16 protein-coding genes and 1 pseudogene are annotated in these 21,496 nt (G+C 34.5%); 2 read left to right on the forward strand and 15 right to left on the reverse strand.

What is annotated here, in order from left to right; genetic code table 11:
• Window positions 1-5 precede the first annotated feature (5 nt).
• From SLW70_RS01330 to SLW70_RS01340, 3 genes are all read right to left on the reverse strand, one after another.
• Window positions 6-1,184, reverse strand: coding sequence for a glycoside hydrolase 100 family protein (locus tag SLW70_RS01330; RefSeq protein ID WP_320890099.1), 1,179 nt, complete (start codon window positions 1,182-1,184; stop codon window positions 6-8).
• Entirely contained in the window at window positions 1,184-2,560 is a 1,377-nt protein-coding gene (locus tag SLW70_RS01335; RefSeq protein WP_320890100.1) for an MFS transporter, read from the reverse strand. Before SLW70_RS01335 ends, SLW70_RS01330 begins: the two co-directional genes overlap by 1 nt.
• A gap of 186 nt (window positions 2,561-2,746) precedes the next feature.
• The gene (locus SLW70_RS01340) at window positions 2,747-5,371 is read right to left on the reverse strand and encodes a TonB-dependent receptor domain-containing protein (protein ID WP_320890102.1); all 2,625 of its coding nucleotides are present in this window, start codon (window positions 5,369-5,371) and stop codon (window positions 2,747-2,749) included.
• Window positions 5,372-5,524: 153 nt separating this feature from the next.
• Between SLW70_RS01340 and SLW70_RS01345 the strand changes: the two genes are divergently transcribed.
• Entirely contained in the window at window positions 5,525-6,547 is a 1,023-nt protein-coding gene (locus SLW70_RS01345; protein ID WP_320890103.1) for a LacI family DNA-binding transcriptional regulator, read from the forward strand.
• A gap of 3 nt (window positions 6,548-6,550) precedes the next feature.
• Here the strand turns inward: SLW70_RS01345 and queG are convergent, their stop codons facing one another.
• The 10 genes from queG to SLW70_RS01395 form a co-directional block, all read right to left on the reverse strand.
• Window positions 6,551-7,414 (reverse strand): tRNA epoxyqueuosine(34) reductase QueG, encoded by an 864-nt coding sequence (gene queG / locus SLW70_RS01350; RefSeq protein ID WP_320890105.1) that lies wholly within the window; start codon window positions 7,412-7,414, stop codon window positions 6,551-6,553.
• A gap of 167 nt (window positions 7,415-7,581) precedes the next feature.
• On the reverse strand, window positions 7,582-8,604 hold the full coding sequence (gene ruvB / locus SLW70_RS01355) for a Holliday junction branch migration DNA helicase RuvB (protein WP_320890106.1): 1,023 nt from the start codon (window positions 8,602-8,604) through the stop codon (window positions 7,582-7,584).
• An 80-nt stretch (window positions 8,605-8,684) separates the two neighbouring features.
• On the reverse strand, window positions 8,685-10,481 hold the full coding sequence (locus SLW70_RS01360) for a cbb3-type cytochrome c oxidase subunit I (protein WP_320890107.1): 1,797 nt from the start codon (window positions 10,479-10,481) through the stop codon (window positions 8,685-8,687).
• Window positions 10,482-10,510: 29 nt separating this feature from the next.
• Complete coding sequence (locus tag SLW70_RS01365) at window positions 10,511-11,653, reverse strand: cytochrome c oxidase subunit II (protein ID WP_320890108.1); 1,143 nt, start codon at window positions 11,651-11,653, stop codon at window positions 10,511-10,513.
• Between the two features lie 19 nt (window positions 11,654-11,672).
• Entirely contained in the window at window positions 11,673-13,052 is a 1,380-nt protein-coding gene (locus SLW70_RS01370; RefSeq protein ID WP_320891733.1) for a quinol:cytochrome C oxidoreductase, read from the reverse strand.
• A gap of 27 nt (window positions 13,053-13,079) precedes the next feature.
• Window positions 13,080-13,625: a cytochrome c gene (locus tag SLW70_RS01375; RefSeq protein ID WP_320890109.1), complete on the reverse strand. Its 546-nt coding sequence runs from the start codon at window positions 13,623-13,625 to the stop codon at window positions 13,080-13,082.
• A 7-nt stretch (window positions 13,626-13,632) separates the two neighbouring features.
• Complete coding sequence (locus SLW70_RS01380) at window positions 13,633-14,157, reverse strand: DUF3341 domain-containing protein (protein ID WP_320890110.1); 525 nt, start codon at window positions 14,155-14,157, stop codon at window positions 13,633-13,635.
• The gene (gene nrfD, locus SLW70_RS01385; protein WP_320890111.1) at window positions 14,150-15,553 is read right to left on the reverse strand and encodes an NrfD/PsrC family molybdoenzyme membrane anchor subunit; all 1,404 of its coding nucleotides are present in this window, start codon (window positions 15,551-15,553) and stop codon (window positions 14,150-14,152) included. The genes SLW70_RS01380 and nrfD overlap by 8 nt, the downstream gene beginning before the upstream one ends.
• Before the next feature lie 38 nt (window positions 15,554-15,591).
• Window positions 15,592-18,648, reverse strand: coding sequence for a TAT-variant-translocated molybdopterin oxidoreductase (locus SLW70_RS01390; protein ID WP_320890112.1), 3,057 nt, complete (start codon window positions 18,646-18,648; stop codon window positions 15,592-15,594).
• 81 nt (window positions 18,649-18,729) lie between these two features.
• Window positions 18,730-20,049 carry a c-type cytochrome gene (locus tag SLW70_RS01395; protein WP_320890113.1) on the reverse strand — a complete coding sequence of 440 codons (1,320 nt, stop codon included), beginning with the start codon at window positions 20,047-20,049 and terminating at the stop codon, window positions 18,730-18,732.
• A gap of 215 nt (window positions 20,050-20,264) precedes the next feature.
• Between SLW70_RS01395 and SLW70_RS01400 the strand changes: the two genes are divergently transcribed.
• The gene (locus SLW70_RS01400; protein ID WP_320890114.1) at window positions 20,265-20,654 is read left to right on the forward strand and encodes an SPOR domain-containing protein; all 390 of its coding nucleotides are present in this window, start codon (window positions 20,265-20,267) and stop codon (window positions 20,652-20,654) included.
• 260 nt (window positions 20,655-20,914) lie between these two features.
• Here the strand turns inward: SLW70_RS01400 and SLW70_RS01405 are convergent, their stop codons facing one another.
• Both SLW70_RS01405 and SLW70_RS01410 read right to left on the reverse strand, forming a co-directional pair.
• Window positions 20,915-21,271: a helix-turn-helix domain-containing protein gene (locus SLW70_RS01405; protein WP_320890115.1), complete on the reverse strand. Its 357-nt coding sequence runs from the start codon at window positions 21,269-21,271 to the stop codon at window positions 20,915-20,917.
• A 5-nt stretch (window positions 21,272-21,276) separates the two neighbouring features.
• Window positions 21,277-21,405, reverse strand: a pseudogene (locus tag SLW70_RS01410) (type II toxin-antitoxin system HigB family toxin); the annotation flags it as partial.
• Window positions 21,406-21,496: the final 91 nt, after the last annotated feature.

A 21,496-nucleotide genomic window follows, 5' to 3' on the forward strand; every position in this document is an offset into this window, starting at 1 on the left:
TTTTCCTATACTAAATATTTAAACTCCTCATATATACTTTGGTGCAACATTACTGTAGCTGCCGCACTCCAAGTACAATACGGAACACCATTCGGTGATTTTGTTTCACTATTAAAATTCTCATAAAAGCTATATTCTTCAACTGCATTCGCCTTATTGATAGCATCCAAAAGCACTATAGCTTCTTCATTTTGTTCTGCCTTTAATAAGGCTAATCCAAAAAAACCATTGACCATTGACCAACTTCCTCCATTATGAAATTCATTGGGAAAATTTCTAAATTCATATTTGCAATTATTTTTTAACAAATGCCAGTCATTATCATTCTCATAAACGGGTGGCCAAAATGCTGGTAACAACCCCAAAGGCAATTCGTTTTTAAGCGAAATCGAATAATCAATAATCTTTTGCTGAAAAGCAGGAGATCCAATATTAAGCAATAAGGCTAATGAATTGGCAAATGCATCAAACTGTATTTTATAGCCCGCTGGTGAAAATGAGCAAGGCATATAATTTTCAATCTTAACTTCTTCATAAGCTCTTTCATGGTATTTCTCTCCTACGGATTGGGGCATAAAGTTAATCTCAATTTGCTCAGTAATTGTTTGAATCTTAGTCGTAATAAATTCATCCTTCACAAAATGATTATAACTTTTTAATGCCCATACCCTAAGCAACTGATCGTACAGTACGTATCCATCCGTAATATACTCATCAGCCCAATTTCCTGACAAAGGCACATACAAAAGTCCTTTGTTATTAAATTCCCATGCTTCCAAAAGCTGTAGAGCCTTTAAAATATTGCTATTGTATTTTTTTACAAAATTGACATCATTCGTATAATATGCATATTGGCATACTCCTATAATAAACCAAGTAACTGCATCTACTCTACCTGCTAACCCGCCATAACTAACATTTTCTTCATTATCACTTATACCCACATTAGATGGAATTGTACCATTATGATGTTGGTTATTAGCAAGAGTTTCTAAAGTATCTCGAAAAGTTTCGATCAAATCTTCATCACCAGATGCCAAGGCCGCTAAACCGCAAATCACACCATCTCTAGCCCAAACTCTTTTGTAATTTGAAATATCCTGTGCACTTGCTAAAAAACCAGCACTAGAGGTTGATTTATGAAGCAACTCGATTGCTTTTAAATAATTTATATCAGTCATCATTATTCAATTTGTGTATTTACATTTTTAACTTTGATAAAAAGCGTGAAAACAGCGCCAAGAATTAAAAACACACCTGCCATCTTAATTACATTTACAGGGTTTTTACCCAATAAATCATAAACAAAAAACTGCATGGTTAAAACTTGAATTGCCATTGGAATCACAATAAACATATTGAAGATTCCCATATATATTCCCGTTTTCTCTTTTGGAATTGAACTTGCCAAAAGTTGGTAAGGCATCGCCATCATGGAAGCCCACGAGATACCTAACCCAAAGGAATAAAAGAAAATTGTTGTTACATCCACATTGTCACCAAAAGGGTTGTGCATTGTAAACAATACATCCACATTATTTAAATAAGGAATACTCAAAAGTCCTACACCCCCTAAGAACAAGGCTACAAAATGAACTCCTTTAGCTCCAATTTTAAGGGCTAAAGGCACCAACAGAAAGGCAACCAAAAAACAAACAATATTATAAGTCCCATTTAAACTACCAGTTAACAATTGAGCTTGAGAAAATCCTTCTGAAGCTTGATCAGTCGTATTATAAAGTGTAACCGAAAGTGTCGAGGTAATATATTGCCAATAACAAAACATTGCATACCAAGTAAAAAACATCATTGGTATCATTTGTCTCATCGTCTTTGGCATCGTTTTGAATGCATCCACAATATCTACCCAAACACTCTTAATAATGTTTTCCTTTTTCTTTTCTAAGATTACTGCTAATTCTTCATCTGTTGGCGGATACTCTTTAGTTGTAAATACTGAAATCAAAACAGAAGAAACCGAAGCAAAAGCTCCAATAAAAAAGGCCCAATACGTATAGGTAGGAATCCCGTTTGCTAATTTATCGGTAATTGCGAGAATTCCGAAAGAAACTAGAATTGCCGGAGTAAAATTAGCTAAGGTAATTCCGAAACCAGTGAAAAAACTCTGCATCAAGAAGCCTAATGATTGTTGTTTTTCATCTAATTTATCAGCGACAAATGCGCGATAAGGCTCCATTGCCAAATTATTAGCTGCATCTAAAATCCATAACAAACTTGCTGCCATGAAAAGTGTACTAGAAAATGGCATTAATAACAAGGCAACACTAGAAATCAAAGCACCAATTAGGAAAAATGGTTTTCTACGTCCGAATCTTGGAGACCAAGTACCATCACTAATTGCTCCTACTATCGGCTGAATGATCAAACCTGTAATAGGGCCAGCTAGCCAAAGCATCGGTAAACTCGCTTCATCTGCTCCCAAATATTTATATATGGCACTCATGTTACTTTGCTGCAATCCAAAACTGAATTGAATTCCGAAGAATCCAAAATTCATATTCCAAATTTGCCAAAAATTAAGTTTCGTTTTATTCAGCATGGTTATCAATTATTTTATTTATAAATTCTTGAATGCATCAATTTGAAAAAGAGATTTACTTTATCAAAATACAATTGAAATATAGCATTTAATCTATCTATTCTTTTTTAGTTTAAAAACAATCCTCGTATCCCTAAAGACACGAGAATTGCTAACCAACTCAAAATATTCACAATATGAACTTAATTAAAATCTATAGTTTAAAGCCATTGACAATGATCTTCCTGTCAATGCTCTTGCTCTTACATAGTTTACAGTATTTTCAGTAATATTTCCTTCTTCAGACTCTGTAATTGCTAACGTATCAAATAAGTTATTTGCAGAAAGATTCAATGACAATCCTTTTGTAATCCCTACTTCAACAAATCCATTTACAATTACGTATCCATTCATCACTAATTGATTTGAATCTTGAGCAAATGATTTAGTTTGTCCAATAAAACTCAATCCAAAGCTATTTTTATCTCCTCCAAATTTATAAGATGGAATAAAGTTGTACATTAATTTCGGTTGTCTTCTTGGTTGATTTCCATCATTAGTACCAGAAATAATTTCAGCTTTTGTATAAGTCAAACCTCCTACTAAACTTAAATTATCATTCACATTATAAGCCGTTTCTAATTCTAAACCGTACGATTTATAGTTATTTTTAATGATACTATTAGAGGTCGCTTCAAATCCTCCTTGTTCATCAGTTTTAGAATGGAAAGCAGTTGCATAAACATACCCATTTGAGAATTTTTGTTTGTACCCAACTTCTGCCTGCGTTAAAAAGTCAAGTGCATTGATTTTATTTCCATCTAAATAATCTAAACCTGAGAATAATATACGATCTGCTTTTGCAGAAGCACCTTTACTTACACGAGCAAAAACCGATTGTGATTTATTAATCAAAAAGTTAGCTCCTAAAGTATATGAAACATAATCATAATCATAATCTACAGCTGTTGCATTAGCATTATCAATGGCAAATACTTTATTTTCCGGTGCAGAAATAACACCATCATTATTAATATCAAATTGTTTTGAAACACCACCAGCAAATGAACCTGTAACTAGTCCTTTATCATAACGCAATCCTCCTTCAAGTGACAATTTATCAGTTGCATCAACAGAAACGTTGATATAAGGTGCTGAAACATTGTATTGAGTATCATAGTTTCTTGCTAAGTTACCCCAAAATGGTGTACCGTATGCATATAGTCCATTATCAGATAACAACGCACCTCCTGCATTTTTTACATTTAACAAACGAGGATTATTATCCGAAACTTCCTGAAGATAAGAGTTCCACAACCATGACATAGAGATATTTTGAATCGATTTAAAATAACCAGCTGTAATACCTACTTTATCGAATTTCCTAGTAATCCTTAAATCATTCATGAAATTGTCTAAATTATTCAACTGAGTGTCAAACATATGAATTCTAGCAACTAATCCATTAGGCGTATTAAAAGCAGTTCCATCATTAGCATAAGTCAAAGTAGAACCTGCACCAAAAGAAGTTGCTATTGTTGAAGCTGAAGCAACCTGGGACGGGAAAGGAGAAATAAATCCACCACTATTAGAAGAGTATCTAAAGTTATCTGAAACTTTCCAATCTTGATTCAAATCAAAATTAGCACTTGCGCCAATTGATTTTGAAACAGGGTTCATACCATCTGAAACATTAGCTCTACGCAATTGCCCATCAGAACCAAGACCTAAATTATGGTTTAAATAGATAGATTGCAGTGCCCCTTTAGTCGCGTCATATCCATCAACATTACCCCAAGTAGGGTTTGCATTAGTTCCTGTAACCTTTACTGGCATTGGCATATATGCAACAGCTTTGTCGTTCAAAAACTTAGTATAAACAGTTATAGAACCTTTTTCAAATTCTTTCGTAATGTTAAATTTTACTTGACCACCATTGTTTGACGTTGCTCCTGTATTTCTAACACCTTCACCTGCTCTATAAAATCCACCTACGTGAAAATACAAATCATCACCAATTTTTGCTCCATAGTCCATGTCGGTTCTAAAGTTGTTATAATCTAATCCAAAAGTAGTACTTAATGAACCTCCATCTTTTTTACCAGTTTTACTGATAAAGTTAATAATACCACCAGGAGAATTTGATGCTAATGTAGATGCTGAACCTCCACGAATTGCTTCAACTCTGGCAACATTTCTATCAAATCTCGTAAAAATATCGGCAGTTGCAAATGCAATATCACCAAATAACAATACAGGTAAGCCGTCCTCTTGAATTTGTAAATACTTAGATCCTCCTGAAGAAATTGGCACACCACGAACAGAAATATTCGAATTTCCATCACCACCTGAAGACTCAGAACGTATACCAGGAATCGTTCTAAAGATCTCAGCAGTAGACCTTGGAGCCGATTGCTCAATCTCACTTACATTTAATGACGTAATCGACACACTTGATTTAACTTTTGCTCTAGGATTAATAACCCCAGTAATTACAACGTCATCAAGCACGTTCGCATCTTCTGTCATCGTTATGTTTTGGACTACATTCCCACTGATAGTAACTTTCGTTTGAAAAGTTTTGAAACCTAAATAAGTTGCCAAAAGAGTTGTAGTACCTTTAGGTAAAGAATTAAAAGAATATTTACCGTCAATATCGGTAGAAGTAGTATATTTAGCATTTAATATTGTGATATTCACCCCTGGAATAGGTGAACCATTTGCCTCAACGACAACACCTGATAAGCTGTTGTTTTGTGAAAAAGACAAATTAATAAACAATAAAGCTATCATAAGCCCTGTTTTCTTAATTATTGAATTACAATTTTTCATAATGTTTGATTGTTAGATTAATATTATTTTTGGTTATTATTATCAAAATTACATTTAATTTCACAAGATATTAACAATATAAAAATCGAAAACGTTTTCGAAACGCCGAAAACGTTTTCGATTTAAATAAAAAGAATAAATCATATTAATAATATGAAAGTAACCACACTCAAAGAGATTGCCGAAACTTTAGGAATATCTATTACTACTGTTTCAAAAGCACTAAAAGGATATTCAGATGTCAGTTCAAAAACTAAAAAAGCTGTTTTGGAACTAGCAAAAGAACTCAATTATACCCCGAATAGTTTCGCTGTAAACCTTAGAACACAAGAGTCTAAAACAATAGGATTAATCATTCCCGAGGTAGTACATCACTTTTTTTCAAGTGTTATTAATGGTATTATCGCCGAAGCAGAAAAAAACGGATACTTAGTAATTATTCTCCAATCAAATGAATCATTAGAACTAGAAAAAAAACAAGTAGCTCTCTTACTAAATAAAAGAGTCGACGGCATTATCATGTCACTTTCCAATGAATCAAATGATGATGATCATATTAAAGAAATTATTAAGAGAGAAATACCATTTGTTCAATTTGACAAAATATCCAAACTTATACCTAGCTCAAAAGTTATTATTAATGATCAAAAGGCGTCAATGGAAGCAGTTCAGCATTTAATTGATCAAGGTTGTAAAAAAATTGCCCATATTCGTGGACCAATCAACCCCCAAAATGCAATTGATCGATTTATTGGTTACAAAAAAGCATTAGAAAAAAACGATATTACTTTTGATTCAAAATTAGTGTACACATGTGAAAATGTCACTTTTGAAGAAGGAATACAATTTGCAAAAGAAATTGTAAATGACCATCCTGATGTGGATGCAGTTTTTTGCATTACCGACTTAGTTGCTGTTGGAGTATTATCTTATTTAAATGATAACAATATTAAAGTTCCACAACAAATTGCATTAATGGGATTTAGTAATTGGTTCATGTCACAAGTATTAACACCTAAATTAAGTACGGTAGACCAACCTAGTTATGAAATGGGAGCATCATCATTTAATTTATTAATGGAAGAGATCAACTATAAAAAACAAAACTTACCGTTCAAACCTAAAACAATAGAACTTACCACTTCTGTAATAATAAGAGAATCATCAATACGTTAAACTTTATTTTTTCAAAAAATCAATATTACGTTTCAGGCCATCAAACTTGGCCCTCTTAAGAGGGGAATTTTTAAAAACAGTTCTAAAAGTTTCTTCGGTGATTTCTTCCCAGTCTTTTTTTGACATCGAAAGAATATCGGGATTGGGGTCGAATAAAGGTTCGTTATGAGATTTCGAAAATCGATTCCACGGACACACGTCCTGACACACATCGCAACCAAAAGCCCAATCATCAAATTTTCCCTTCATTTCCATTGGAATATTATCTTTGAGCTCAATCGTGAAATAGGAAATACACTTACTTCCATCAACGACATAAGGAGCAACGATTGCTTGGGTAGGACAAGTATCTAAACAAGCAGTACAAGAACCACAATGATCCGTAACGGCATTGTCATATTCCAATTCTAAATCGATAATAAGTTCTGCTATAAAGTAAAACGACCCCACTTTTTGCGTAATCAAGTTACTATTCTTGCCTATCCATCCTAAACCAGATTTAGCCGCCCAAGCTTTATCCAACACTGGAGCAGAATCTACAAAGGCACGACCCGAAACTTCTCCAATGGTTGTTTGAATAGAAAACAATAATTCTTTGAGTTTATCTTTTATTACAAAATGGTAATCAGTTCCGTATGCATATTTGGAGATTTTATAGGAGTCGGAAATTTGAGTTTTCTCAGGATAATAATTCAGCAAAAGTGAAATAACACTTTTACTGTCTTCAACTAACTTAGTAGGATCTAAACGTTTGTCAAAATGATTTTCCATATAGGACATTTGTCCGTTATGGTTTTTATTTAACCACGATTCTAATCGAGGTGCCTCTTGTTCTAGAAAACCAGCTTTGGAAATACCGCACGACAAAAAACCGAGACGTTTGGCTTCGGCTTTGATGAACGCTGTATTTTCTTGTGTAGTAATATCGTTATTATTAAAAGATTTACACTAGCCCTGATAGAAGCGGTATCCTTGTGGCGGCGGGCATTTATGCCGCCACAAGATATAGCGGATAGCAGGATTAGCTCCAAAAATTAAAAAAGCCCACCCTGAACATTCGTTTTTATCTTTCCTAAGTGTCTATAGGCCTTATCGGTAACTTCACGGCCACGAGGGGTACGCATGATGAAACCTTCTTGAATTAAGAACGGCTCATAGACTTCCTCGATAGTTTCACTACTCTCGGAAACGGCTGTTGCCAAAGTAGACAGACCAACGGGACCACCTTTGAATTTATCTATAATCGTATTAAGAATCTTATTATCCATTTCGTCCAAGCCAAAAGCATCAACATTTAGTGCTTTAAGTCCATAACGCGCAATCTCAATATCAATAGTACCGTTCCCTTTTATTTGAGCAAAATCTCGAACACGACGCAAGAGTGCATTTGCAATACGAGGAGTACCACGACTTCGACCTGCAATTTCGATAGCAGCTTCATAAGAAATAGGCATTTTTAAAATAGAGGCAGAACGTTCAACAATTGAAGTTAACAACTCAGTAGTATAATATTGCAAGCGGCAAGCGATCCCAAAACGAGCACGCATAGGAGCAGTCAAAAGCCCTGACCGTGTAGTGGCACCAATAAGTGTAAAAGGATTTAAATTGATTTGAACCGTTCTTGCGTTAGGTCCTGACTCAATCATGATATCAATTTTAAAGTCTTCCATTGCAGAATATAAGTATTCTTCAACTATAGGACTCAAACGGTGAATTTCATCAATAAACAAAACATCACGCTCTTCAAGATTTGTTAGCAAACCAGCCAAATCTCCTGGTTTATCCAAAACAGGACCTGAAGTGATTTTGATTCCTACTTCCAATTCATTAGCCAAGATATTAGCTAAGGTAGTTTTCCCTAAACCGGGAGGCCCATGAAATAGAGTATGATCTAAAGCTTCATTACGTTGATTAGCTGCAGCAACAAAAACCTTTAAGTTTTCGAGCACTTGGTCTTGACCAGCAAAATCATCAAAAGATAAAGGTCTCAACCTTTTTTCTAAATCAAACTCTTCTGAGCCATAATTATTTGTAGTAGGATCTAAATTTTCATTCATACAACAAAGATATAACAACTTATAATAAAAAATAAAGCCTCTCTAAAATTAGAAAGGCTTTATATAATATATTTTAAATTCTAGTGATGTAACACTTCTTCACCAGGCTTCATTGGTACAGTTTGAGGAACGAAATCATCTTCGTGTCCTGGGTTACTGTAATCGTAAGGCCATCTGTGAACTTCAGGAATTTCTCCAGGCCAGTTTCCGTGCATATGCTCAACTGGCGTAGTCCACTCTAAAGTAGTTGATCTCCATGGATTTTGAACAGCTTTTTTACCGTAGAAAATACTAGCAAAGAAATTGTATAAGAAAACCAATTGGAAAACTCCACCTACTAAAGCAAAAGTTGTGATTAAAACGTTTACATTTTGTAAATCATCAAACAATGGGAAGTTGGTGTTTGTATAGTAACGTCTTGGCAAACCAGCTAAACCAATAAAGTGCATTGGGAAGAAAACTCCATAAGCACAAACTGCAGTAATCCAAAAGTGAATATACCCTAAGTTTTTGTTCAACATACGTCCGAACATTTTTGGATACCAGTGGTAAATTCCAGCAAACATTCCGTAAAGAGCAGAAATACCCATTACTAAGTGGAAGTGAGCAATTACAAAATAAGTATCGTGAACGTTAATATCTAATGTACTATCTCCTAAAATAATCCCTGTTAAACCTCCAGTGATGAATGTAGAAACCATTCCAATTGAAAACAACATAGCAGGATTCATTTGCAAATTACCTTTCCATAAAGTTGTAATCCAGTTAAATGCTTTTACAGCAGAAGGAATCGCAATCAATAAAGTAGTAAAGGTAAACACAGAACCTAAGAATGGATTCATTCCAGAGATAAACATATGGTGACCCCAAACAATTGTTGAAAGGAAAGCAATAGCTAATACTGACATAATCATCGCTCTGTAACCAAAGATTGGTTTACGAGAGTTAGTAGCCATAATTTCAGACACTAGACCCATTGCAGGCAAGATTACGATATATACCTCAGGATGTCCTAAGAACCAGAATAAGTGCTCGAACAATACAGGAGAACCACCTTGGTAATGCAAAACTTCTCCAGCTATATAAATATCAGACAAGAAGAATGAAGTACCAAAACTTCTATCAAAAATCAACAATAAAGCTGCAGATAACAATACTGGAAACGAAACCACACCAATGATAGCAGTAACGAAAAATGTCCAGATAGTTAATGGAAGTCTAGTCATAGACATTCCTTTAGTCCTTAAATTGATAACAGTAACAATATAGTTTAATGATCCCATCAATGAAGATGCAATAAATATTGCCATAGAAACCAACCATAATGTCATTCCTGTTCCTGAACCTGGGATTGCTTGTGGCAATGCACTTAAAGGAGGATAAATTGTCCAACCTGCAGATGCTGGTCCAGCTTCAACAAATAAAGAAGACAACATAATAACCGCTGATAAAAAGAACAACCAATACGAAATCATGTTCATAAAACCAGAAGCCATATCTCTAGCTCCAATTTGAAGAGGAATAAGTAAATTACTAAAAGTACCACTTAAACCTGCTGTCAACACAAAGAATACCATTATCGTACCGTGAATTGTTACAAGAGCAAGATAAACATCGTTAGCCATTACTCCATCAGGAGCAAATTTATCACCTAATAAAACATTGAATATTTTAAAAGATTCTTCTGGCCAAGCTAATTGCATTCTAAAAAGCATAGACATAGCTATACCTATCACTCCCATAATAATACCTGTAATCAAGTATTGTTTAGCAATCATTTTATGATCAATACTAAAAATATATTTAGTAATGAAAGTGTCTTTATGATGATGTTCGTGTTCTTGATCGTGTCCGTGATCGTGACCTACTGCTGACATATATGTTTACTTTAAATTTCTTAATAATATTATTTAGCTGCTACTACATTAGCAACAACAACTGTATCTTTTGATTCTGAAGCCTCAACTCCAGCAGGTGCAGCAGTTGCTTCTTTTACTTGTTGAGCCAAAAGCACTTGCTCTTTTACCCATTTCTTATAATCTTCAGGTGTATCAACAACTATTTTCATTTGCATGTTATAGTGTGAAGAACCACAAATTTTATTACATAAAAGTAAATAATCAAAAGTATAAGGATCTAAACCAGTTTCACCTTTAGCAATTAATTCAGCTGATTTCTTAGCTCTTAACTCATTGATATGAGCTACTTTTTCAATCATATAAGGTAACTCTCTGTATTCTGCAGTTGTATAAATTGGCTCGAAAGCAAATTCAGTAACCATACCAGGAACACAGTTCATTTGCGCTCTAAAATGAGGCATATAAGCTGAGTGTAATACATCTTGAGATCTCATTTTGAAATGAACTTTCTTCCCTACTGGAATATGTAATTCAGATGTTACAAAATCATCTGCTGAATTAGGGTCAGACAAATCAACACCTACTGTATTTACACCTTCGATATATCTTACATTAGCTTTACCTAATACATTATCTTCACCAGCGTAACGAGCAGACCATTTAAATTGTTGTGCATACAATTCAATAACAACAGTATCTTCTTCGTCATCAATAAACATAATATTAGTCCAAGCATATAATCCATAAAGAATTAATCCTGCTAAAACTACAGCTGGAATAATACTCCAAAGAGCTTCTAATTTATTGTTATCAGCAAAAAACAATGCTTTTTGACCTTGTTTCCCTTTATATTTAAAAGAGAAATAATATAATAATGCTTGAGTAATTGCTTGAACTAAAAACAATAATACCCACGAAATATTCATTAAGTTATCTACTTGACCTCCATGAGCAGAAGCTGGAGTATGAAGAGCTAAACCTCCCCATTTCAATAAACCATATATAGTAAAGATATAAAGGAAAGCTAAAAAGCCAAACATCAAATATCCTTGTACATTATTATCTTTATCAGTAGCTACTTCAGAACTGTCCGATTTAGACCCCACTTGTGTAAGATCAAAAATCTTGGTCAATTGCCATAAAGCAACAGCTAATAAAACTAAAACTATAATTACCAACAAACTTGTCATCTGTTTATCTCTTTAAATATTAATAATGAAAATGTTTACTTTCTTCTATAAATGGATTTCTTTTTGGCAACAAAGGAGCTTTAGTCAATGCTGTAAAGACAGCAAATATAAACAATCCAAGGAAGAAAAGAACGGATGATATTTCAGATACACCGATAAACCAACGGTCACCAACAGTACCAGGCATAATCATATTAAAGAAATCAATATAATGTCCAGCTAAAATAACAATACCAGCCATTACGATTACCCAAGTAAGTCTTTTGAAATCTGTATTTAACAATATCAACAATGGGAAAACAAAATTCATAACAACCGCCCCAAAGAATGGTAAATTATACTCTTGAATTCTTGTGATGAAATAAGTAATCTCCTCAGGAATATCAGCATACCAGATTAACATAAACTGAGAGAACCATAAGTACGTCCAAAAAATACTGATACCAAACATGAATTTAGCTAAATCATGAATATGACTTGTATTTACATACTCCAAGAAACCTCTTGATTTCAAGTAAACAGTTACTAAAGCAATGGTTGTAATACCACTTACAAAGAAACTTGCAAATACATACCATCCAAATAATGTAGAAAACCAGTGTGGGTCAACTGACATAATCCAATCCCAAGACATAATAGACTCAGAAACAATAAAGAAAACTAAAAATCCAGCAGATAATTTAAAATTCTTTTTGTAGAATATATCATCATTAGCTTCGTCTTGAGCAACACAATTTTTTGCTGAATAGAATCTGTATAAATTCCATCCTAACAAGAATATTGCTGCTCTAACAATCCAAAAAGGAAAATTTAAATATCCAGCTTTATTAGCGATTAATTCATCATGTGCAACTACTTCAGGATCCAACCATGTAAATAAGTGATTAAAATGTAAACCACACAATACTAGTATTACAAAAAATATTACTGAACCATAAGGTAAATAAGAAGTTATCCCTTGCATTACTCTAAACAAAACAGGAGACCATCCCGACTGAGAAACTTGTTGGATAGCATAAAAAGCTAAAACTCCCATTGAAAGCAACATAAAGAAAATACAAGCAACATACAAAGCAGCCCATGGCTTATTTTGTAATTGATGTAAAACATGATTTAAATGTTCTGTATGCTCAGCATCATGATGTGACACTTCTGCTTTATCGTGAGCTACTTCTGCATGAGCATCAGCATGAGTTTCGGCAACAGCATGAGCCCCACCTACTTCTTTCGTTTCTTCATGATGTACAGCACCATGGCCATCATGACTTTCTGCAGCAAGAAGTGTTTCTACTTCCTGAATATCTTTAGGTGCATTCAAAAAACCATATCCTATACCTAAAATACCAACGGCCATTAGGATAAAAGAAAAAGTTTTTAATTTACTTGAAAATGTATACATATCTAATACGATCAGTTTGTTCAACAATTATAATTGGCTTTTAAGTTTCAGAACATAGTCAGCAACTAACCAACGTTCGTGTGCACTTAATTGATTGGCGTGAGAACCCATTGAGTTTAAACCATAAGTCTCCACATGAAAAACACTTCCTTCAGTAATCACCCTGTCTTTATAACTAGGAACTCCTAGGAATTTTTCTCTTTCAACCAATTTTCCTTTACCATTTCCGGCACCACCGTGACAGCTGATACAGTATATCTCGTAAAGTTCTTTACCCTTACCTGAATTACGATCTAAAGAATCCAAAGGAGATTTTAAATTAGCTTTTGCCAATTCATAACCTGCTGTTGAATTTTCATATTCATAAGGTTCAAAACCTCTTTTAACTGTTCCGTCAGGAGGAAGTTGTCCTTCTTTTCCATTCTTAAATGCAGCAGACTCAGAATAAGTTTCATATCCTGCTGATTCATACATATTAGGAAAGTATTGATAGTTCGGTGCTTTATCATTATGACATGATGCCACTAATATAGTGATGCCTAATAAAAGTGCTATTTTATTTACCCTTTTCATATCTTAATTAATGCTTTTCAATTACTTTAACTTCTACAGCTCCTGTACTTTGGAAGAAAGAAACTAATTCCTCTTCGTTATTGTTTACAGCCACTTCCATTAAAAAGTGATCATCTGTAGTTCTTACATCTGGATTTTCTGCCTCTTTAAATGGCCATAATCTACTTCTCATATAAAAAGTAATAACCATAAGGTGAGCTGCAAAAAATACAGTCATTTCAAACATAATAGGCACAAAAGAAGGCATATTTTGAATGTAACTAAAACTTGGTTTTCCACCAATATCTTGTGGCCAGTCTTGAATCATAATAAAATTCATCATCGCTGTTGCTACAGAGATACCAACACATCCATATAAAAAAGCACAAATGGCTAATCTAGTAGGTGCTATTCCCATAGCTTTATCCAAACCGTGAACTGGGAATGGAGAAAAAACATCTTCAATATGGTGATGAGCTGCACGGGTTTTTTTAACCGCTGTCATCAAAATATCATCGTCATTATAAATGGCGTGTATTACTTTATTACTCATGGTGTGAATCTTTATTTGCTTCTCTTTCTCTAATATAATTATCTCCAGTTGCTTTTAATATTGTCTTAACCTCTGCTTGAGCGATCACTGGGAACGTTCTAGAGTATAATAAAAACAATACAAAGAAGAAACCGATTGTTCCAATGAAAATTCCAATATCAACAAATGTTGGAGAAAACATAGTCCAAGAAGACGGTAAATAATCTCTATGCAAAGAAGTAACGATAATTACGAATCTCTCAAACCACATTCCGATATTTACAACAATCGAAATAATGAAAGAAAACATAATACTTGTTCTCAATTTTTTGAACCACATAAATTGAGGTGAAAACACATTACAAGTCATCATCGACCAGTATGCCCACCAGTAAGGTCCTGTAGCTCTATTCAAGAAAGCATATTGTTCGTATTCAACTCCAGAATACCAAGCAATAAACAACTCTGTTATATAAGCAACACCAACAATCGAACCTGTAATCATGATAATGATGTTCATCAATTCAATATGTTGTAAAGTGATATACGCTTCAAGGTTAGATACTTTTCTCATGATGATAAGCAAGGTGTTTACCATTGCAAATCCAGAGAATACAGCTCCAGCAACAAAGTAAGGAGGGAAAATTGTAGTATGCCATCCTGGGATTACAGAAGTAGCAAAGTCCATCGATACAATCGTATGTACAGAAAGTACAAGAGGTGTAGCTAAACCAGCAAGAACTAAAGAAACCTCTTCAAAACGTTGCCAATCTTTTACTCTACCACTCCATCCAAAACTTAGGATAGAATATACTCTCTTATTAAAAGGTGTAATTGCTCTATCTCTCAACATCGCAAAATCAGGTAATAAACCAGTCCACCAGAAAACTAATGATACAGATAAATACGTAGAAATTGCAAATACGTCCCAAAGTAATGGTGAGTTAAAGTTAACCCATAACGAACCAAATTGATTCGGTATTGGTAATACCCAGTATGCTAACCATGGACGCCCCATGTGAATGATTGGGAACAAACCTGCTTGAATTACCGAGAAGATAGTCATCGCCTCTGCAGAACGGTTAATCGCCATTCTCCATCTTTGACGGAATAATAAAAGTACTGCAGAAATCAATGTTCCTGCGTGACCAATACCTACCCACCAAACGAAGTTAGTAATATCCCAAGCCCATCCAACAGTTTTATTTAATCCCCAAGTTCCAATACCTGTAGATATGGTGTAAATAATACAGCCTAGTCCCCAAAGGAAGGCTACTAAAGCGATTGTAAACACAATCCACCAGTGCTTATTTGCTTTTCCTTCAACAGGAGCAGCAACATCAACGGTTACATCGTGATAAGTCCTATCACCTATAACTAAAGGCTTTCTAATATTAGAGTCATATATATGAGACATATTCCTTTATCTGTTTCTTAATTAATAATAATTTTATACTAAGTATTTCTAACTTTAACGTGATACACCACATTTGGCTTAGTTCCAATATGCTCTAACAAATGATAAGATCTTTCGTCTTCTACTAATTTAGCAATTTGACTTTCTTTATCATTCACATCTCCAAATTTCATTGCTCCAGAAGAACAAGCACTTGAACAAGCAGTTTGGAATTCACCATCAACAACTGGTCTACCTTCTCTCTTCGCTTTCAAGATTGTTGCTTGTGTCATTTGTAGACACATAGAACATTTCTCCATTACTCCACGAGAACGAACGTTTACATCAGGATTAAGGACCATACGTCCTAAATCATCATTCATATGGTAATCAAATTCTTTGTTACCATTGTATAAGAACCAGTTGAAACGACGTACTTTATAAGGACAGTTGTTAGCACAATAACGAGTTCCAACACATCTGTTGTAAGCCATATGGTTTTGACCTTGACGACCGTGAGATGTTGCAGCAACAGGACAAACAGTTTCACAAGGTGCGTGGTTACAGTGTTGACACATTACCGGTTGGAAAGCTACTTGAGGATTATCCCCAGCTTTTTCCATTTCGTTAAATGTAGATAACGAACTAGACAATCCAGCAATACCTTCTTTTCTTTCATTATCACCTTCGAAAGTACTTTCAGAAGAATAATATCTATCGATACGCAACCAGTGCATATCACGACTTCTTCTAACTTCAGATTTACCTACTACAGGAACGTTGTTTTCAGCGTGACAAGCAATAACACAAGCCCCACATCCAGTACAAGCATTCAAATCAATTGATAAATTGAAGTGATGACCAACAGAACGATCAAAAGAATCCCATAAATCAACAGTAGTTGATTCAACTTCTTTGTGATCTAATGAAACCATAGGAACTGGATTCCATTCTTTTGCATCTTTTGTATTGAAGATTTCCAAAGAAGTTTCTTTGATAATATCTCCTCTACCCATTAATGTTTTTTGACCTTGAACACAAGCAAACTCATGTTCACCATTAGCTTTTTCAATACTAACAGATTGTACATCATTAAAACCTTTATATAAAGCGTAAGCATTAACACCTACTTGCATTTCTTCTTTAAGAGCCGCCTTCTTACCATAACCTAAAGCCAAACCAATTGTACCAACTGCTTGACCTGGTTGAACAATAACTGGAACACTTTCTAATTTCACACCATCAGCTGTTGTAATCGTAGCATAACTACCATTCAAACCACCATTAGCTACTATTTCATTAGATAATCCTAATTGTTTTGCATCTGCATTCGATACAGTTAAATAGTTATCCCAAGACACTCTTGTAATTGGATCTGGAAACTCTTGCAACCATGGGTTATTAGCTTGTTGACCATCCCCTAAACCAGTTTTAGTATACAATACCAATTCAAATCCTGGAGTTGCTTTAGCTCCTGACAAAGCAGTTGCAGCAGCATTATAGTTTGCAGTTGCACCAGACAAAGCTGAAGACCCGCTAACAAATAAACCATCATGTAATACTTTATTCCAAGTTGCCCCTGAAATAATAGAACTAGCTGTAGCTTTTACATAATCATAATAAGTACCCACAACACCGTTCAACGACATCAAAACTTCTTCAAATTGTTTTGTATCAAATAATGGACGGATAGTAGGTTGTGTCAAACTATAAGTACCTTTAGTAAGACTCAAATCCCCCCAAGATTCTAAATAATGAGGAACTGCCGCAGCAATTGTACTTACTAAAGCTGTTTCGTCTTCTTTTAAAGAGAAAGCAACAGAAGTTTTTACTTTTTTAAGCCCTTCAGCAAAAGAAGCTGAATCGGCTAATGTATATATTGGATTAACTCCACTCATTAATAATGTATGAACGCTACCTGCTTTCATATCATTAATTAACTGAGCTACTTTTTCGTTAGATCCTTTTCTTATTTGTCTTGTACCCGAAGTTACAAAAGCCTCACTAGCTAAAGCATTGTTAATTGCTAAAACTAATAACTGAGCATTTTTATCTTGAATACCTGAAACCAAAACACCGTTAGCACCAGCCATTTTCAATTGCTGAGCTGCCTTAGTAACTTCTGATTTTAAATTAGATTCTAATTTCACAGCTACTGAAGAACCAGTAACTACATTATATATTTGTACTAATGCTTGTTTTTGATCTACAATAGTCATCGGTAAACGCTTATCAGCAGCAGCACCAGACAAAGTCATGTTTGCTTCTAATTGGAAATGACGAGACATTTTTCCTGCTTTAGGAATTCTACCTTGTGCATATCCAGCATCATATCCTCCACCTTGCCAGTCACCTAAAAAGTCAGCACCAACAGAAACAATTAGAGAAGCTTTTGAGAAATCGTAATCAACTAAAGCTCTTTCTCCATAAACCGCCTCAAAAGCATCTAATGCTTCAGAAGAAGATACAGCATCATAAACCACATGCTTTGCATTAGGGTTTTTTGAAATAAAATCAGCGATTAATTTTTCAGTTGAAGGACTTGCCAATGTATTAGTCAACAATACTACTTGACCTCCTTTAGCTTTAGCATCAACAAGACTCGACTTAATTTCCTTCTCAACAGCAGACCAAGTTGAAGATTTACCTCCAATTTTTGGTTCCTTCAAACGCATATTGTCATATAAAGACAATACCGACGCATGAACTCTTGCATTTGCAGAAAATTTAGCCCCAGAAATGGTGTTATTTTCTATTTTAATAGGACGCCCTTCACGTGTTTTAACAAGAAGATTTGCAAAATCAAAACCATCAAACATTGTAGTTGCATAATAATCTGCAACTCCAGGAATGATTTGTTCTGGTTGTAATACATAAGGTATCGACTTGTGTACAGGACCTTCGCACGCAACAAGCGTAGCCGCAGCAGTACTAAATCCAACGTACTTTAAAAAATCACGACGTGATGTTGAAGAAGAAGACAAAGCTTCGTTATTCCCTAAGAATTCATCTGTAGGAATCGCTTCAACAAATTCGTTATTTTTAAGCGCCTCAACAATAGAACTATTTCCGTCTAGTTCCTCAACACTTTTCCAGTATTTTTTGTTTGATGACATTTTATATAAATATTAGAATCTTAATTATTATTTTATTTAATCAGCAATTTGAAATTTCGATAATAAAACCGAACTACAAATCTAGTAGTGACACTTACCACATTCTAAACCTCCCATTTGAGCAGCAGTCAACTTATCAACTCCATACTTTTTAGAAAGTTCTTCATGAATTTTAGCATAGTACTCATTACCTTCCATTTTAACATCGGTTTTTCTGTGACAATCCACACACCAACCCATTGTTAAAGGAGCAAATTGCTTTTGAATCTCATAAGTCTCTACTGGACCGTGACAAGTTTGACACTCAATTCCAGCAACAGTAACGTGTTGTGAGTGATTGAAGTAAACAAAATCAGGTAAATTATGAATACGAACCCATTTTACAGGTTGTGTTTTTCCAGTATAAGTTTGAGTTGCTTTATCCCAACCTACAGCATTGTATAATTTTTGGATTTGCTCGTCATAGAAAGCTTTACTGTACTCAGGAGTAGCAGTAGTCTCAGCAACTTCAGAAATATTTTTATGACAGTTCATACAAACATTCAAAGATGGAATACCTGCAGTCTTACTTACTCTTGCAGAAGAGTGACAGTACTTACAATTTATTTCATTATCACCAGCATGTATCTTATGAGAATAATGAATTGGTTGAATTGGAGCATAATCCTGATCCACACCTACCTGCATTAAGAACCCATATACAAAATAACCACTAGCCAATAGCAAAAAGATAGCAGACACTAAAACCAAAAATTGATTTTTAACAAATGCTTTCCAAATTGGAGTTGTTTTTTCTTTTGCTGCAATTTCGATTCCGTTTGCACTTGCTACTTTAGTCAATACTTTATTAACCAAAAACAACATCACAACCAACATCAACATCACAAGTGCTAAAGCACCCAAAATGATATTATTTGAAACTCCATCTTCTTGAACAGCCGCTCCACCAGGAACCGCACCAGCCGCAGCAGGAGCTTCAGCTTTCACTTCAGAAGTATACGCTATAATATTATCGATATCCCCTTCTGATAACTGAGGAAAAGAGGTCATCACCGATTTATTGTTTTCTTCAAACAATTTAACCGCCGCCGCATCTCCTGACTTAATCATATCAGAACTATTACGTACCCATTTATAAATCCAAGCCATATCATGCTTTTCCGCAACCCCTCTAAGGGCCGGTCCAGTTGATTTAGCATCCAATTTATGACATGCCGCACAATTTGAATTAAAAAGTTCTTTCCCTTTTACAGGATCGCCACCTTGCGAGGCCGCAGGAGCTTCAGTTGCAGCTACTGGAGCAGCTTCTTGCGCAAATGAAGTTAAGGAAAATGCAAGCGATAAAGCAAAGCTTAAAAATAATTTCCTTGAGATCGAATTATGGTTACCCACCTTTTTCATATAGTATAATGATTATCTACTAAAAATTGGCATAGTTTTTTATGCTTACACATAAAAAAGCTACCCCTTTATTATAAATTTCGACAAAAATACGACTTATGAACTATTCTCAAAACCTTAAAATAGTCTTAATTCCAATTTATATCAATTCTAAATAATAATTCCCTTTCACATTCTACCTTTAAGTATTATTTTTGCCTAAAAACCATGACATTATGAGGATTTCCACAATAAATACACGTCTTATTTACAGCTTTTTAATCTGTCTTATAACACAAATTTTAACAGCACAACAACAAAATACGAACCTAAAACAAGACCCAAGGTTCGAACAATTACTGGCCGAAAAACAAAAAATAAATAGCTCAATCATTGTAAATGAGCGTTATAAGATTCAAGTTTTCAGCGGAAGTAGTGATGGAGCCAGAAAAGCACTCTATAATTGCAAGCAGGAATTTCCAACATTGGATGGCACCATCGTTTTTAACACACCTAACTATAAAGTATGGATTGGCAATTTCAGAACCCGAATCGAAGCCGAACGCAATATGGTAGAACTGAAAAAAAAATACCCTAATTTACTTTTGATAAAACCCCAAAAATAAAATCATAACATTTTTCTACTAGCAACTCCTTTTACGAGTTGCTTTTTTTGTTTCTTGGGGGTGCCCTCCGTAAAAACTCCGGTCGGGCTATCCATTACAAGTCCTCGCTCTTCCTTCGTCAGGCTGTGGGCTTTTCATTACTATCCCTCACCCAGAACTATAAAACAAGAACGATTTGTATTCCATATAAAAATTCCCAAAACAACAAAGCAACTCAGAAAGAGTTGCTTTGTTGTAATCATATAGACATTAACAAACCTTTAGTATACTTGAATTAAAACATCAGTAGGAATGTTCAATCTTTCATGTAAGTTTCGAATCATTTCCAAAGTAAGTTTTCTTTTTCGATTTAAAATTTCACTAGTACGACTTTTCAGTCCAACAATATCAGCCAAATCTTTTTGATTGTAACCCATTTGCTCCATTCTAAATTTAATAGCTTCAATAGGATCAGGTAGTGCTGTAGCAAAATGATTATACTTATATTGATCAATCAAAATACCAAGCGCCAATAACTCACCCCATTCAGGAGAACCCATTTTCACATCAAAGATTACCTTAAGTCTTTCTAATGCCTGATTATAATCTGTTTCTGTTTTTATTGGCTTAATTTCCATAATCATTAAATTTGGTTCGCAACAATCTTATCATACTCGGCATGTGTTCCAATAAATCGAATCCAAATCATCATATAATCGTAATTACACTTAACTATTAATCGATACATAATTCCTATTATATTAAAAAATACTCCGCTTCGCAAAGTCTTCAGAGGTTGAGAAATACTTAAAAATCGCCATATAAAATATGATCGTACCTATGTCTCGTGATTTTTAACCACT

This window comes from Flavobacterium sp. NG2 (genome assembly GCF_034119845.1).
Taxonomy (GTDB): Bacteria; Bacteroidota; Bacteroidia; order Flavobacteriales; family Flavobacteriaceae; genus Flavobacterium.